This is a genomic window from Streptomyces sp. NPDC006743 (assembly GCF_040703815.1).
GTDB lineage: Bacteria > Actinomycetota > Actinomycetes > Streptomycetales > Streptomycetaceae > Streptomyces.
This window is the reverse complement of the sequence record NZ_JBEYJA010000028.1, coordinates 59,925-75,799: the sequence shown is the minus strand read 5'-3', so window position 1 is coordinate 75,799 and position 15,875 is coordinate 59,925. Positions and strand designations below refer to the sequence as shown.

Annotated in this window: 12 protein-coding genes and 1 pseudogene; 3 read left to right on the top strand and 10 right to left on the bottom strand. The window is 73.7% G+C overall.

Annotation, left to right across the window (positions count from 1 at the left end; all coding sequences use genetic code 11):
• Window positions 1-10 precede the first annotated feature (10 nt).
• From ABZ719_RS22695 to ABZ719_RS22655, 9 genes are all read right to left on the bottom strand, one after another.
• Window positions 11-2,539: a PQQ-dependent sugar dehydrogenase gene (locus ABZ719_RS22695; protein WP_366726991.1), complete on the bottom strand. Its 2,529-nt coding sequence runs from the start codon at window positions 2,537-2,539 to the stop codon at window positions 11-13.
• 68 nt (window positions 2,540-2,607) lie between these two features.
• Complete coding sequence (locus tag ABZ719_RS22690; protein ID WP_366726990.1) at window positions 2,608-3,606, bottom strand: sugar phosphate isomerase/epimerase family protein; 999 nt, start codon at window positions 3,604-3,606, stop codon at window positions 2,608-2,610.
• A 13-nt stretch (window positions 3,607-3,619) separates the two neighbouring features.
• Window positions 3,620-4,843 carry a Gfo/Idh/MocA family oxidoreductase gene (locus tag ABZ719_RS22685; protein ID WP_366726989.1) on the bottom strand — a complete coding sequence of 408 codons (1,224 nt, stop codon included), beginning with the start codon at window positions 4,841-4,843 and terminating at the stop codon, window positions 3,620-3,622.
• A 109-nt stretch (window positions 4,844-4,952) separates the two neighbouring features.
• Window positions 4,953-5,993, bottom strand: a complete 1,041-nt coding sequence (locus tag ABZ719_RS22680; RefSeq protein WP_366726988.1) for a substrate-binding domain-containing protein — start codon at window positions 5,991-5,993, stop codon at window positions 4,953-4,955.
• A 20-nt stretch (window positions 5,994-6,013) separates the two neighbouring features.
• A complete protein-coding gene (locus tag ABZ719_RS22675; protein WP_366726987.1) occupies window positions 6,014-7,036 on the bottom strand; it encodes an ABC transporter permease in 1,023 nt (340 codons plus the stop codon).
• Window positions 7,033-8,571, bottom strand: coding sequence for a sugar ABC transporter ATP-binding protein (locus ABZ719_RS22670; RefSeq protein ID WP_366726986.1), 1,539 nt, complete (start codon window positions 8,569-8,571; stop codon window positions 7,033-7,035). Before ABZ719_RS22670 ends, ABZ719_RS22675 begins: the two co-directional genes overlap by 4 nt.
• A gap of 396 nt (window positions 8,572-8,967) precedes the next feature.
• A complete protein-coding gene (locus ABZ719_RS22665; RefSeq protein ID WP_366726985.1) occupies window positions 8,968-10,149 on the bottom strand; it encodes an ROK family transcriptional regulator in 1,182 nt (393 codons plus the stop codon).
• Window positions 10,150-10,527: 378 nt separating this feature from the next.
• A complete protein-coding gene (locus tag ABZ719_RS22660) occupies window positions 10,528-11,205 on the bottom strand; it encodes a GntR family transcriptional regulator (protein WP_366726984.1) in 678 nt (225 codons plus the stop codon).
• 374 nt (window positions 11,206-11,579) lie between these two features.
• Entirely contained in the window at window positions 11,580-12,527 is a 948-nt protein-coding gene (locus tag ABZ719_RS22655) for a beta-ketoacyl-ACP synthase III (RefSeq protein ID WP_366726983.1), read from the bottom strand.
• Between the two features lie 145 nt (window positions 12,528-12,672).
• On the opposite strand from ABZ719_RS22655, the pseudogene ABZ719_RS22650 reads away from it, so the two are divergent.
• Window positions 12,673-13,054: pseudogene (locus ABZ719_RS22650) on the top strand (Fe-S-binding domain-containing protein); the annotation flags it as partial.
• 8 nt (window positions 13,055-13,062) lie between these two features.
• Window positions 13,063-13,911, top strand: coding sequence for a formate dehydrogenase accessory sulfurtransferase FdhD (fdhD, locus tag ABZ719_RS22645; RefSeq protein ID WP_366726982.1), 849 nt, complete (start codon window positions 13,063-13,065; stop codon window positions 13,909-13,911).
• Between the two features lie 394 nt (window positions 13,912-14,305).
• Here fdhD and ABZ719_RS22640 read toward each other — a convergent pair whose 3' ends face one another.
• Window positions 14,306-14,749, bottom strand: coding sequence for a MarR family winged helix-turn-helix transcriptional regulator (locus tag ABZ719_RS22640; RefSeq protein ID WP_366726981.1), 444 nt, complete (start codon window positions 14,747-14,749; stop codon window positions 14,306-14,308).
• A gap of 128 nt (window positions 14,750-14,877) precedes the next feature.
• On the opposite strand from ABZ719_RS22640, the gene ABZ719_RS22635 reads away from it, so the two are divergent.
• A complete protein-coding gene (locus ABZ719_RS22635; RefSeq protein ID WP_366726980.1) occupies window positions 14,878-15,795 on the top strand; it encodes a zinc-binding dehydrogenase in 918 nt (305 codons plus the stop codon).
• Window positions 15,796-15,875 lie beyond the last annotated feature (80 nt).

Below are 15,875 nucleotides of genomic sequence, written 5' to 3'. Positions count from 1 at the left end.
TGTCCTCCCCTCAGCCGGTGGTGAAGACGAAGTCGTCCACGTCGAACAGGGCTCCGGCGCCGCCCCTGAAGACGAGGCAGAGCGTGGTGGTGCCCCTGGGGGCGCGGGTCAGGCCGGCGCTGACGTCCTGGAAGGTCTCCCAGCCGCCGGTGACCGGCACGGTGGCCTTGCCGAGCAGGGTGCCCTTCGGGGAGCCGGCCCTGACCTCCAGGGTGCCGCCCGCGCCGCCGGAGGAGATCCGTGCGGTGATCTTCTTGGCGTTGCTCAGCACGTAGGGCGTGAAGGAGATCCAGTCGCCGTCGCCGATGTCGCCGACCGTCTTGCCGCCGTGGGCGCTCGCCTTGGCGACGACGGAGACGCCGGAGGAGTCGTTGAAGTGCTCGGCCTGCCGGTGGCGGGGCTGGGTGACGTTGCGGTCGTGGGTGGTCAGCGGGGCCTGGCCGCCGCCTCCGTCGTCGGTGTACTGGGCGTCGAACACGCCGAAGATGTTGGCGTTCTCGTCGTGGCCGCCGTCGGCGCTGGTCTGGATGGTGCCGGAGCAGCCCTGCGCGGAGGTCAGCGGGTGGCCGTGGGTGTCGTGGCCGAGGACGAAGGTGACGGTGACCTTCGAGCAGTCGATGGCCCGGCCGTCCTCGGGGTCGGTGACCTTCACCTCGAACGGTACGGCGTCACCGAAGCTGAACAGCTGCCCGTCCTGTGGGAGTTGCAGCGTCACCTTGGGCGCGGTGTTGCCGACGACGATCTGTGTGCTGGCGCTGCCGGTGCGCCCGGAGGGGTCCTTGGCGGTCAGGGTGGCGGTGTAGGTGCCGTTCTTCTGGTACTTGTGCGTGGGGTTCGCCGTCGTGGCGGTGGCGCCGTCGCCGAAGTCCCAGCGGTAGGTGAGCGCGTCGCCGTCCTGGTCGCTGGTGCCCGCCGAGGAGAAGGTGACCTTCATCGGCGCCTGTCCCGAGGTGCGGTCGGCCGCCGCCCGGGCGACCGGGGAGTGGCCGTCGGTGGCGTTCTCGATGCGGTACAGGCCGGAGTTGTCGTCGCCGCCGAACCACGAGGTGCCGTAGTCGAGGACGTACAGCGCGCCGTCCGGGCCGAAGGCCATGTCCATCACCTGGGTGCCGGTCCAGGGGACGGGGTCGATGGAGCGCACGGTGCCGTCGTCGTCGCTGACGATCCGCTTGATCCAGCGGCGGCCGAACTCACCGGCGAAGAAGTTCCCGTCGTAGGCCTCGGGAAACTTCACGGGCGAGTCGAGCGCGGGGTCGTAGTGGTAGACCGGGCCGCCCATCGGGGACTCGGAGCCGTCGCCGAACTCGGGGACGGACGGGCCGTCGTAGGGGATCCAGGCGGGCTGGGCGGGCGGCAGGTCGGTCAGGCCGGTGTTGTGCGGGGAGGTGTTCTTCGGCGCGGCGCAGTCGAAGGCGGCGCCGGAGGTCTTGGTCGCGAAGTCGTAGTCGACGTAGGCGTCGTTGGCGCCGGTGCAGTAGGGCCAGCCGAAGTTGCCGGGGCCGGTGACGCGGGCGAACTCGACCTGGCCCGCCGGTCCGCGCCCGGGGTCGGCCGCGCCCGCGTCGGGGCCGTAGTCGCCGACGTACAGGATGCCGGTCTTCTTGTCGACGCTGAAGCGGAAGGGGTTGCGGAAGCCCATCGCGTAGATCTCGGGCCGGGTCCTCGCCGTGCCGGGCGCGAAGAGGTTGCCGTCCGGGATCGTGTAGGAGCCGTCCGCCTCGACCTTGATGCGCAGGATCTTGCCGCGCAGGTCGTCGGTGTTGCCGGCCGAACGCTGGGCGTCGAAGGCGGGGTTGCGGTCGGGGCGCTCGTCCAGGGGGGAGTATCCGTCCGACTGGAACGGGTTGGAGTCGTCGCCGGTCGACAGGTACAGGTTGCCCGCCGCGTCGAAGTCGATGTCGCCGCCGACGTGGCAGCAGATGCCGCGGGAGGTCCGGACGTCCAGGATCTTCTTCTCGCTGGCCGCATCCAGGGTGCCGTCCGTCCTCAGCACGAAGCGGGAGAGGCGGTTGACGCCGTCGAAGGGCGCGAAGTCGGCGGCGGTGCCGGTCTCGGGGGCGTCGCCCGCGGGGGTGCTGAGCGGCGGCGCGTAGTACAGGTACACGAACCGGTTGGTGGTGAAGTCCGGGTCGACGCCGACGCCTTGGAGACCTTCCTCGTCGTGGGAGTACACGGCGAGCCTGCCTGCCACACGGGTGTTGCCGGCCGCGTCGGTGAGGCGCAGCGTGCCGTCGCGGGAGGTGTGCAGGACGGAGCGGTCGGGCAGGACGGCGAGCGACATGGGCTCACCGACCTCGGCCGCGCCCTGGGCGAGGGCGACCTGCTGGAAGTCCTCGCCTGCGGCGGATCCGGTGGCGGTCCCGGCGACGGCTGCGCCGGTCTGGGGTGTGGCGAGGGTCAGCGACGCGCCTGCCAGCAGGGCGCCGCCGAGCAGCGCGACCGCTTTGCGGAAGGCCGGGCGCCGTCGTCGGGCGGTGGCGGTCTCGCCGGGGCCGGTGGTGCGGGTGGTGCGGTCGTTCCCGTGCACGGATGCCTCCATCGATGGGGCCGGTTGTACGGGCGGGTGCGTGCGCCGGGATGCGCCGTCATCCCGGAGGGGGCAGGAGGTCAGTTGCCGAACGCCGCGTCGAAGGAGGCGGACGGCGGCTCGAAGTCGTAGGCCTTCAGACGGGTCAGTGCCTCGGGGGCGCCCTGGAGCCGGTCCATGCCGGCGTCCTCCCACTCGACGGAGACGGGGCCCGCGTACCCGATGGAGCGCAGCATCCGGAACACGTCCTCCCAGGGGACGTCCCCGTGGCCGGCCGACACGAAGTCCCAGCCGCGGCGCGGGTCGCCCCACGGCAGGTGGGAGCCGAGCCGGCCGTTGCGCCCGTCGAGCCGGGTGCGGGCCTCCTTGCAGTCGACGTGGTAGATCCGGTCGCGGAAGTCCCACAGGAAGCCGACCGGGTCGAGGTCCTGCCACACGAAGTGCGAGGGGTCGAAGTTCAGGCCGAAGGCGGGCCGGTGGCCGACGGCCTCCAGGGCGCGGTGGGTGGTCCAGTAGTCGTAGGCGATCTCGCTGGGGTGGACCTCGTGCGCGAACCGCACGCCCTCGGCGTCGAAGACGTCGAGGACCGGGTTCCAGCGGGCGGCGAAGTCCTCGTAGCCCGCCTCGATCATCGGTTCCGGGGCGGGCGGGAACATGGCGACCAGGTGCCAGATGGCGGAGCCGGTGAACCCGATGACGGTGTCGACGCCGAAGGCGGCGGCGGCCCGCGCGGTGTCCTTCATCCGGGCGGCGGCCCGCTGCCGTACGCCCTCCGGGTCGCCGTCGCCCCACACCGGGGCGGGCAGGATCGCCCGGTGGCGATCGTCGATGATGGCGTCGCAGACGGCCTGCCCGACCAGGTGGTTGGAGACGGCCCAGCACTTCAGGCCGTACTTCTCCAGCAGCTCGTGCCGGGAGGCCAGGTAGGTGGGGTCGGCGAGAGCCTTGTCGACCTCGAAGTGGTCGCCCCAGCAGGCGAGTTCGAGACCGTCGTAGCCGAAGTCGCGGGCGAGGCGGCAGACCTCTTCCAGGGGCAGGTCGGCCCACTGGCCGGTGAAGAGCGTGAACGGGCGCGGCATCTGGCTGGCCTCCTCAGAGGACTACGGGGGTGTAGACGGAGTTCTTGGCGGCGCTCTCCTCGACGGCGGCGAGCACCCGCTGCACCTGGAGCCCGTCGGCGAAGGACGGCTCGGCGCCGGTGCCCTGGGCGACCGCGTGGACCAGGTCGCGGGCCTGGTGGACGAAGGTGTGCTCGTAGCCGAGGCCGTGGCCCGGCGGCCACCAGGCCTCCAGGTAGGGGTGGCCGGGCTCGGTGACCAGGATGCGGCGGAACCCGGCGGACTCCCCGGGCTCGGTGCCGTCGTGGAACCACAGTTCGTTGAGCCGCTCCAGGTCGAAGGCGAGGGAGCCGCGCCCGCCGTTGAGTTCGATGCGCAGGGCGTTCTTGCGGCCGGTGGCGTAGCGGGTGGCCTCGAAGGAGGCGAGGGCGCCGGAGCCGAACCGGCCGGTGAACACGGCGGCGTCGTCCACGGTGACCTGCCCGGTGCGCACGGCCGGGGCGGCCGCGGTGGCCGGGGCGGCGAGGCCGGTGCCGGCGGACACGGGCAGCGGCCGTTCCCGGACGAAGGTCTCGGTGAGCGCGGAGACGCCGGCCAGGTTCTCGCCCGCCAGGTACTGCGCGAGGTCGACGATGTGCGCGCCCAGGTCGCCGAGCGCCCCGGACCCGGCGAGTTCCCTGCGCAGCCGCCAGGTCAGCGGGAACCCGGGGTCGACCAGCCAGTCCTGGAGGTAGGTGACCCGCACGTGGCGCAGGGTGCCGATCCTGCCCTCGGCGACCATCCGCCGGGCCAGCGCGGTGGCCGGGACGCGCCGGTAGTTGAAGCCGACCATGGCCACCTGGCCGCGCGCGCGGGCGGCCTCCGCGGCCCGGGCCATCTCCTCGGCCTCGGCGACCGTGTTCGCGAGCGGCTTCTCGCACAGGACGTGCTTGCCCGCGGCCAGCGCGGCCAGCGCGATCTCGGCGTGGCTGTCGCCGGGGGTGCAGATGTCGACGAGGTCGATGTCGTCGCGGGCGATCAGCTCCCGCCAGTCGGTCTCGGCGCCGGCCCAGCCGTACCGGTCGGCGGCGGCGCGCACGGCGGCCGCGTCCCGGCCGCAGACCGCGGCGAGCACCGGGCGCCGGGGCAGGTCGAAGACGCGGCCCACGGTGCGCCAGCCCTGGGAGTGGGCGGCGCCCATGAAGGCGTAGCCGACCATGCCGACGCGCAGCGGCGGCTTCGTCCCCGCCGCGTCGTCTGACTGCTGCGGCTGTCCCATACGGAGGTCCTCCTCGTCGTCGTGCCACGGTGGGGGGTCGGTCGGTCCCGGCCCACCGGCGGTGCCCGGGGCCCGGTGGCCGGGCACCGGGCGTCTCGGTCCGGCCGGCTCACCTGAAGCCGGTGGACATGTACTGGTCGACGTTGGTCTTGTCGACGACGGCCGAGTAGAGCGTGATCGAGGACGGGATCTCGTACTCGGCGAGGCCGCCGACGCCCTTGCCCTGGCCGAGGGCGCGGGCCAGGTCGATCGCCGAGGCGGCCATCGTCGGCGGGTACAGGACGGTCGCCTTCAGGACCCCGTCGTCCTGCTTGATGGCCTGGAAGGCGGTCAGGGCGCCCGCGCCGCCGACCATCAGGAAGCCGTCGCGCCCGGCCTGCTCGATGGCGCGCAGCGCGCCCACGCCCTGGTCGTCGTCGTGGTTCCACAGGGCGTCGAACTCCGGCTGGGCCTGGAGCAGCTGGGCCATCTTGGCCTGGCCGGACTCGACGGTGAACTCGGCGGCCTGGCGGGCCACCTTCTTGATGTTCGGGTAGTTCTTCAGGGCGTCGTCGAAGCCCTGGCTGCGCTGCTTGGTCAGCTCCAGGTTGTCCAGGCCTGCGAGTTCGACGACGCGCGCACCGGCCTTGCCCTTGAGTTTCTCGCCGATGTAGTGACCGGCGTTGAGACCCATGCCGTAGTTGTCGCCGCCGATCCAGCAGCGGTAGGCCTGCGGGGTGTTGAAGACCCGGTCGAGGTTGACGACGGGGATGCCGGCGCGCATCGCCTTCAGGCCGGCCTGGGTGAGCGCCTTGCCGTCGGCGGGCAGGACCACCAGTACGTCGACCTTCTTGTTGATCAGCGTCTCGATCTGGCCGATCTGCGCGGCGGTGTCGTTGGAGCCCTCGGTGATCTCCAGGCTGACGTCGGAGTACTTGCGGGCGCGGCCCTTGGCCTGGTCGTTGATGGCGTTGAGCCAGCCGTGGTCGGCCTGGGGGCCGGCGAAGCCGATGGTGACGTGCTTGCCGGGTGCGCCGTCGGCGGCCGGCTGACCGCTGCCGGCCGGTTTCTCGTCCTTGGTCTCGTTGCTGGTGCAGCCGGTGAGGAGGGCACCGGTGGACACGGCGGCGGCTGTGAAGAGCAGCCCTCTGCGACTCGTCAGTGGTGACATGGCGGTGAACCCTTTCCTCGTCAGGTCGTGCTCGCGGTGCGGCGCTGGACCAGCACGGCGGCGACGATGATCGCTCCCTTGGCGATCTGCTGGACGTCGCTCTGCAGGTTGTTCAGCGCGAAGATGTCGGTGATCGTGGTGAAGATCAGGACGCCGAGCACCGAGCCGGTGATGGTGCCGCGCCCGCCGCTGAGCAGGGTGCCGCCGATGATCGCGGCGGCGATGGCGTCCAGCTCGTACAGGTTGCCGTTGGTGTTCTGGCCCGATCCGGACAGGATGATCAGCAGGAAGGCGGCGATGCCGCAGCACAGCCCGGACAGCAGGTAGAGGTAGAGCCGCTGGCGGCGGACGTCGATGCCGGCCAGCCGGGCCGCTTCCGGGTTGCCGCCGACGGCGATGGTGCGGCGGCCGAAGGTGGTGCGGTTGAGCACCAGCCAGCCGATGACCGTGACGGCCGCGAAGACCAGGACGAGCGGGGGGACGCCGAGCACGTAGGAGCCGCGTTCGCCCAGGTCGAGGACGCCCCCGACGGTGACGATCTGGGTGCGGCCGTCGGTGATCTGGAGGGCCAGGCCGCGCGCGGAGGCCAGCATGGCGAGGGTGGCGATGAAGGGGACCATCCCGCCGTAGGCGACGAGGAGTCCGTTGACCAGGCCGCAGCCGAGTCCGACCAGGACGGCGGTGAGCAGGATGCCGCCGAACCCGTATTCCTGGGTGGCCACCGTGGTCGCCCAGACCGAGGAGAGGGCGACGATCGCGCCGACGGACAGGTCGATGCCGCCGGAGGTGATGACGAAGGTCATGCCGACGGTGACGACCCCGATGACGGACGCCTGGGTGAGGACCAGTTGCAGGTTGCGGGTGTCGAGGAACTCCTCCGGTCGGGTGAGTCCGCCGATGAGGACCAGCACGGCGAGCACCCCGAGGAGGGAGAGCGTGCGGACGTCGGCGCGGACCGGCAGCCGGCGGCGGGCGGGCGGAGTGCTCGCGGTCGCGGTCGCCTTGCCGGTGCCGCCCCGGGGCGGGGACACGTGCTGCGTCATGACGTGGGGCTCCCTTCACTGGCCACGGGGTGTGCGTCCATCACGAGGTCGAGTACGCGGTGCTCGTCGAGGTCACGGGCGGGCGCGGTGTGCACGACGCGTCCCTCGCGCAGCACCAGGACGCGGTCGGCCAGGCCCAGCACCTCGGGCACCTCGCTGGAGACCAGCAGCACCGCCAGGCCCTCGTCGGCCAGCCGCCGGACGACCGCGTACAGCTCGGCGCGGGCGCCGACGTCGACGCCGCGGGTGGGTTCGTCCAGCAGCAGCACGCGGCAGCCGCGCAGCAGCCACCTGGCCAGGACGGCCTTCTGCTGGTTGCCGCCGGAGAGGGTGCGCACGGGCACGGCCGGGTCGTCGGGCCGCAGCGACAGTGCGCGGGTGGCGGCGTGGGCGGCGCCGCGTTCGGCGCCGCGGTCGATCCAGCCGCCGCGCGAGAAGCGGGACAGCGTGGAGACGGACACGTTGCGGGTGACGGACTCCAGCATCAGCAGAGCCTGCGCCTTGCGTTCCTCGGGGGCGAGCCCGAGGCCCGCGCGGACGGCGGCGCGCACACTGCCGGGGCGCACCGGCCGTCCGCCGACCAGGACCTGACCGGCCGTGGGCCTGCGGGCGCCGTAGACGGTCTCCAGGATCTCCGAGCGCCCGGAGCCCACCAGCCCGGCGAGACCGACGATCTCCCCCGGCCGGACGGCCAGGTCCAGCGGCGCGAACTCGCCGTCGCGGGCGAGCCCCCGCACCTCCAGGACCGGTTCGCCGGCGGGGGCGGTGTCCGGCCGCCGGGGGAAGACGTACTCGACGTCGCGGCCCGTCATCAGCGCGACCACCTCGCGGGTCGGCGTGGTCCTCGCGGCGAGGCCGCCCGCCACCGCCCGGCCGTCCTTGAGGACGGTGACCCGGTCGCCGATGCGGCGGATCTCCTCCAGCCGGTGCGAGATGTACACGACGGCGACGCCCTGCGCGGTGAGGGCGGCCACGACGCGGAAGAGGTTGCCGACCTCCTCCGGGTCGAGGGCGGCGGACGGTTCGTCCATGACGATCAGCCGTACGTCGTGGGAGAGCGCCCGCGCCATGGACACGATCTGCTGCTGCGCGGCGGACAGCTCCCCCACCGGGCGCGCCGGGTCGATCCCGGGATGGCCGAGCCGTTCGAGCAGCCCGGCGGTCGCCGCGCGGGCCGCTCGTCCGCGGACGACGAAACCGGCCGTCGTGGGCTCGTGGCCGAGGTGGACGTTCTCCGCGACGGACAGGTGCTCCACCAGGTCGAGTTCCTGGTAGATGGTGGCGATGCCGAGGCGCATGGCGGCGATCGGCGAGCGCAGGACGACCGGCTCGCCGCGCCAGCGGACGGTCCCGGTGTCGGGCTGGTGTGCACCGGCCAGGACCTTGATCAGGGTGGACTTGCCGGCGCCGTTCTGGCCCAGCAGGCAGTGCACTTCGCCGGCCTCGACGTCGAGGTCGACGCCGTCCAGGGCCCGTACTCCGGGGAACGACTTGGTGATGCCGGACATGCTGAGCAGCGGTGGTTGTGATGCCATGTGGGTTCCCCTCGGCGGGCGGGACGCGGGCCGGTCTCAGGGTGGAAGCGCTTACCGGATGGGTGTGTGTTCGGGGTGCGCGGGTGGGGCGGGGCTTGCGGGTGGGGCGAGTGCGGGTGCGCGAGGGTACTCAGGGCGGAGCGGGTACGCCTGCGGGCCGGGAGCGGGGGTTCGGTGGCGTGTGCTGGGGAGCGGGTGTTCGGTGGCGTGGACCGGGGAGGGGGGTTCGGGGTGTGGGCCGAGGAGCGGGTGTTCGGAGGCGTGGGCCGGGGAGCGGGTGCGGTCCGGGACCGCGTCCACGGCACGGCACGGCGGGACAGCGCAGGGCGGGGCAAGGGCAAGGCGGTGCGGGGCTCGGCGGGCGGTGCGGGCGGTGCGTCGGGGCGGTGGCCGGGCTTACGCGGGCGAGAACAGGTGGTCGCTGATGAGGCGGGCCGCGCCGATGATCCCGGCGGCCGGCCCCAACTCCCCGAGCACGATGGGGAGGTTGCCGGTCGCCAGGGGAAGCGACTGGCGGTAGACCTGGGTGCGGATCGCGGCGAGCAGGGTGTGGCCCACGCCGGTGACCCCACCGCCGATCACCACCAGGCCGGGGTTGAAGAAGGAGACGAGCCCGGCGATGACCTGGCCCGTGCGGGTGCCGCCCTCCCGGATGAGGTCGAGCGAGGTGGCGTCGCCCGCGGCGGCCGCCGCGGCGACGTCGACGGCGCTGAGCGTGCCGTTGGCCGCCAGCCGGGCGGCGAGTTCGGCGGACCGGCCCTGCCCGGCCGCCTCCAGGGCGTCCCGGGCGAGGGCCGCACCGCTGAAGTGCGCCTCCAGACAGCCCCGGTTGCCGCAGGCACAGGGGCGGCCGTCGGGCACGGCCTGGATGTGGCCGATGTCGCCGGCGCTGCCCGTCGTGCCCCGGTGCACCTCACCGCCGGCGACGATGCCGCAGCCGATGCCGGTGCCGATCTTGACGCAGAGGAAGTCGCCCACGGAGCGTGCCACGCCCGCGTGCTGCTCCCCCATCGCCATGAGGTTCACGTCGTTGTCGACCATGACCGGACAGCCGAGTTCCTGGCTGAGCGCCTCGCGCACCGGGAAGCCGTCCCAGCCGGGCATGATCGGCGGCGCGACCGGGACGCCCTCGGGGAAGCGGACGGGGCCGGGGACACCGATCCCGGCACCGTCGTACCCTTCGGCGAGCCCGGACGCCCGGAGCTTGGCGGCCATGGCGAGGACCTGTTCGAAGACCGCGACCGGGCCTTCGCGCACGTCCATCGGCTGGTTGAGGTGGCCCAGCACCTCCAGTTCGGCGTTGGTGACCGCGACGTCGACGGAGGTGGCGCCGATGTCGACGCCCAGGAAGCGCAGGGTGGGCGCCAGCCGGACGTTGTGCGAGCGGCGGCCGCCGCGTGAGGCGGCGAGGCCGTCGGCGACGACCAGCCCCGTCTCCAGGAGCCGGTCCACCTCCACGGCCAGTTTCGACCGGGAGAGGTCGACCTGGTCGCCGAGCTGGGCGCGGGAGCTGGGGCCGGAGTCGCGCAGCAGCCTCAGCAACCGGGCCTGGTGGGTGTTGGCGGGTCGTGCCGTCATGCGTCTCACGTGCCCCTCCCCGCCTCAATTCGGCCGTTCGTTACGGGCTTTCGAGTGGAACGTAGCAGCGACCGCCGAGGCTGGGAAGAAGCTGTGCACGAATTACCGCGGACTTTTCCCACTCACAGGACAAAGAGCGGCGGCGCGGCCCAGGGACCCACGGGCGCATGCACGCACACGCCCACACGGCCACGGACACACGGACACACGGACACCCGAGTGTTGTCACCGGGGATCAGAGGGGCCCCCGCGAGGGCGGTAAGGGACCACGGGGACCGACCGGCACGGACCGCGGGACTCGCGGCTCCGCGCCGGAGCCGGCATGGACCGCCGGGCTCAAGACCCCGCACGCCGGGGGCCGTAGCGTTCCGCGGCTGCTCAGGACTCCGTGCGCTCGTGGTACGACCGGCGCGTGTGTTCGGTGTGTTCGCGCATCAGGCGGGTGGCGCGCTGCTCGTCGTGGTGGGCGATGGCGTCGATGAGGTCGCGGTGCTCGACCCACGACCGGCCGCCGCGCTGCCGGGCCACCGGCGTGTAGTACCAGCGCACCCGGCGGTCCACCTGCGCGGCCAGCTCGGCGAGGACGACGTTGCCCGCCAGGTCCATGACGCGGGCGTGGAAGCGGGCGTTGAGGGCGACGGCGGCGTCCACGTCGTCGGCGGCGACGGCTTCCTCGCCCTGCGCGCACAGCTCCCGCAGGGCCGCGACACCGGCGTCGTCCGCGTGCACGGCGGCCAGCCGGGCGGCCTCGGCCTCCAGCAGCGTACGGACGGTGAGGAGCTGGTCGGCTTCCTCCTCGGTGGGCTCGTGCACGAACGCGCCCTGGGCGGGCCGCAGATCGACCCAGCCCTCGGTGTTCAGCCGCTGCAGCGCCTCGCGCACCGGCTGCCGGGAGACACCGAGGTGGCCGGCGAGTTCGCTCTCGACCAGGTGCTGGCCCGGCTGGAGCGCGCGGGTGGTGATGAGTTCGAGCAGCGCCTCGTAGACGCGGTCGCGCAGCGGTCCGGGGCGTTCGAGCCGGGGCACGGCCCCCTGCGGCAGTCCGGGCGACAACATCGCGGTCCCTCCTCGGCGGGCCCTGCACAGCGGACGGAGGCGGGACACCGCCACCGGTGCGGCGATCCGGTACAGCGGATCACCGCGGCCCGGAGTGGATTGTCTTTCGTCTACAGTCTACGGCGCACCGCCCGCCCGGAGACACGGCGAAGCCACGCGAAGACGCAGGGACCCCCACGAAGACGCACGGAGACGCGTCGCGTCCGGCCCGAGCCCCCTCTCCGTCGCCGAAGCCGCCTTGGCCTCCCGGGCCGCCGGTGAGGCATCCGGGCCGCCCTGGCCTCGCGGGCCGCCCTGGGGGCCCCGGCCTCGCGGGCCACCGGTCATGCTCCGGGCCCCGGGCCGCCGGTGAGGTTCCCGGCCGGTCCCGCGCCTCACGGGCAGCGCACGACCTGCCCCGCGTAGGAGAGGTTGCCGCCGAAACCGAACAGGAGCACCGGGTCACCGCTTCGCACCTCGCCCCGCTCGACCAGTTTGGACAGGGCCAGCGGGATGCTGGCGGCCGAGGTGTTGCCGGACTCGCAGACGTCGCGGGCGACGACCGCGCCGACCGCGCCGAGCCGGTCGGCGAGCGGTTCGATGATGCGCAGGTTCGCCTGGTGCAGGACGACGGCGGCGAGGTCCTCGGGCGCGATGCCCGCCCGCTCGCAGGTCTGCCGGGCGAGCGGCGGCAGGCGGGTGGTGGCCCACCGGTAGACGCTCTGTCCCTCCTGGGCGAACCGCGGGGGCGTGCCCTCGATCCGTACCGCGTGCCCCATCTCGGGCACGGAACCCCACAGCACCGGCCCGATCCCCGCGCTCTCGCCCGGCGCGCAGGCCTCGACCACGGCGGCCCCGGCGCCGTCGCCGACGAGGACGCAGGTGGTGCGGTCGCTCCAGTCGGTGACGTCGGACATCTTGTCGGCGCCGATGACCAGGGCGCGGGTCGCGGCTCCCGCGCGCACGGTGTGGTCCGCGGTGGCCAGCGCGTGGGTGAAGCCGGCGCACACGACGTTGACGTCCATCGCGGCGGGACTCGGAATGCCGAGGCGCGCCGCGACGCGGGCGGCGGTGTTGGGGGAACGGTCCACGGCCGTGGAGGTGGCGACCAGGACCAGGTCGATGTCGGCCGGCGTGCGCCCGGCGGCCGCGAGCGCCTTCGCCGCGGCGTGCGCGGCGAGTTCGTCGACCGGCTCGTCGGGTCCGGCGATGTGCCGGGTGCGGATGCCCACGCGGCTGGTGATCCATGCGTCGCTGGTGTCGACCAGGGCGGCCAGGTCCTCGTTGGTGAGCACCTTGGCGGGCTGGTAGTGGCCGACGGCGGCGATGCGCGAGCCGTTCATGGGAGGGTCCCCCTCGTTGCCTTGGGTTGCGGGTTCACCAGTCTGATCAGTGACCCACGGGTAGGACGGCAGGCGAAGCCACAGGAAACACCCGCCGGCCTTGTCGCCTTCCGTCAGACCCGGTTCCGCGCGGACGCGCACGCCCGACGCGTGCGGCGAGCCGGGACGGAACACGTCCGCGGTCTCCGCCGCCGGACGCGGCTTCGCCGCCCGGACCCCCGTGGACCACCACGCTCCGCTGCCCGACTCGGCGTGCGGGTACCGCGGCGACCGCGGCGAGGCGGGCCCCCCGGGCGCGCTGTCGTCGCGGCCGGAGTCCGACATGCGGGCGGCGGGTACCCGACGAGTCCAGGCAGACGGAGACGGCCACGGTCCGCGCGTGCTGCGAAGGGGGCCGCGACCTCACGCCCGCCGTGCAGGACAATGAGGTCGTCGAGGTCACCGCGCCACTCGACGGCCCGGTGACCCACGGCGACCTCCGCATCAAGGGCCGTTTCGGCTGCCAGCACGTACAGAACCGGGGCTGATCAGGACAATGGGACGAGTCACGGAACGACGCAAGGTGCTCCGCATCAGGGACGGGGCCGTCTCCGCCCGCCCGGACACGCTGGTGGCCGAGGAGCCCCTGGAGATCCGGCTCAACGGCCGGCAGCTCGCCATCACCATGCGCACCCCGGGTGACGACTTCGCGCTGGCCGCGGGCTTCCTGGTCAGCGAGGGCGTGCTGGGCGCGGCGTCGGACCTGGTGAACATCGTGTACTGCGCCGGCGCGACCGCGGACGGGGCCAACACGTACAACGTGGTGGACGTGCGGACGGCGCCGGACGTCGTCCTGCCCGACATCACGCTCGAACGCAACGTCTACACCACCTCCTCCTGCGGCCTGTGCGGCAAGGCCAGCCTGGACGCGGTCCGTACGACGGCCCGCTGGCCGATCGCCGACGAGCCCCCGGTGCGCGTCACGCCCGGCCTGCTCACGAGCCTGCCCGACCGGCTGCGCGCGGCCCAGCGGGTCTTCGACCGGACCGGCGGCCTGCACGCGGCGGCGCTGTTCACCGAGGACGGTGAGCTGCTGGACATACGGGAGGACGTGGGCCGGCACAACGCGGTCGACAAACTGGTCGGCCGCGCTCTGCAGAACGACGGCCTGCCGCTGTCCCGCACGATCCTGCTGGTCTCCGGCCGGGCCTCCTTCGAGCTGGCGCAGAAGGCCGTGATGGCGGGCATCCCGGTCCTGGCGGCGGTCTCGGCACCGTCCTCGCTGGCCGTGGACCTGGCCGCGGAGACCGGACTGACCCTGGTGGGCTTCCTGCGGGGCGCCTCCATGAACGTGTACGCGGGCGAGGAGCGGATCGTCCTGCGGACCCCGGCGGCCCAGGGCTGACCGGTGCTCCGGGGCGGCTCGCGGACCACCCGGCGACGGCCTCCTCCCGCGAAACGGCGACGCGCCGGACCGGCGGGGAGCGCCCCCTGCGCCGCGGGGCCCCGTCACGCCGTCCCGCGCCTGCCTCCCCGCGTACGCGCCGCCGGCCCGCGCCCCGACGCGACGTACCGGCCCGTCGCCCGCATCCAGGCGTGGGCGCCGGTCGCGCACCGGGCGTACCGCCCCGTCGGCGCGCATCCGGCGTGCCGCTCCGGCGCCTGCGCCCCGGTGTGCGCGCCGCGTCGCGCCGTGGCGCGCACGTCTCATTCCGGCGTGCGCACCACGGTCGCGCCCTGATGCGCGTCCCGCGGCCAGCGGGGACGAGCGGCGTTGACGCGGGGTGTCCGCGCGGTCGTCACTCCCTGGCGCCCGACACCCGGACCAGCAGGTCCATGAAGACCTCGCGTTCCTTTGGCGACAGCGGCGCCAGCAGCGTCGCGTTGGCCTCGCGGGCGGCCTGCTCGCAGCGCGCCAGCAGCCGGGCGCCCTGTGCGGTGAGGGAGACCGCGTTCTTGCGCCGGTCGGCGGGGTCGGGCTCGCGCAGGACGTGACCGGCGGCCTGGAGGTCGTTGAGGACGCCGACCAGGTCCTTGGGGTCGAGCCCCACACCGCGCCCGAGGTCGGCCTGGGCGACGGGGCCGAGGTCGCGGACCGCGGAGAGCACCACGTGGTGCCACATCTTCAGCCCTTCCCCGGCGAGCGCCTCGGCGACCAGCCCCCTCCCCCGTGCGGCGGCCCGGCCGAGGAGCCAGCTGGGCAGGGAACGGATCTCGGCGAGGGGTGCTTCGGCGTCGGGCATGACGGCAGCCTAGCGAAAAAGCCGTTGGACTTCCCAATGAATGGGGATTACCGTTGGGCCTCCCAACGAATTCTCGGTGAGCGCGGCGGCCCCCGCCCCCTCCCGTCCTTCCTGTCTGTGGAGGTGCGATGCGCCGCGTGCGGTACGAATCGACCGGTGGCCCTCTCTTCGTCGAAGAGGTGCCCGTGCCCGAGCCGGGTCCCGGGGAAGTCCTCGTGCGCTGTGCGGCCGTCGGGGTCACCCTGCCCGTCGTCCGCAAGGTCACCGAGGCCGCCGAGCCGGTCCCGCTGGGCGGGGAGGTCGCCGGTGAGGTGACGGCCGTCGGCGCGGACGTCACCCGTTTCCGGCCCGGCGACCGCGTCACCGGACTCTGCTTCGGGCACGGTTACGCCGACTTCGCCCTGCTGCACGAGGCCATGGCCTCCCCCGTGCCCGGCGGCGCCTCCTTCACCGAGGCGGTCGCCCTGGTCCGTAGCGGCCTCGTCGCCCTCGGCGCCCTGGATGCCGCAGGGCTGGGGCGGGGCGAGTCGGTGCTCGTGACGGCGGCGGCCGGCGGCGTGGGGCACCTCGCGGTCCAGCTCGCCCTGGTGCGGGGCGCGGCCCGGGTCGTGGGCGCGGTCTCCGACCCGGCCAAGGCGGACTTCGTCCGCGGCCTGGGAGCCGATGCGGTGGTCCGCTACGGCGACGACGACTGGGGCGACCCGGTCGACTGCGTCCTCGACGCGGTCGGCGGAGACCTCCTGACCCCGGCGGTCGCCGCGCTCGCCCCGGGCGGGCGGCTGGTGGCGTACAGCTCGGGCGGCGGGACGATCCGGGCGTACGACCTGCTCGTCGCCGCCAGGTCGGTGACCGGCTTCCAGATGGCCCGCGTCGCCCGCGAACAGCCCGAGCTGTACGAGCGGTGGCGGCTGGAGCTGTGGCGGCTGTTCGAACAGGGGCTGGTGCGGCCCGTCGTGCACGCCGAGTACGCACTCCAGGACGCGGCGCGGGCGCACGAGGCGATCGAGGGGCACCGCAACCTCGGCAAGGTGGTGCTGCGGCCCTGAACGGAGCCCGCGACGGTCACCGGGACGGCATCGCCGCGCCGGTCTCACGGCGGCGGGCCGCCGTCACGGCCGCACCACGA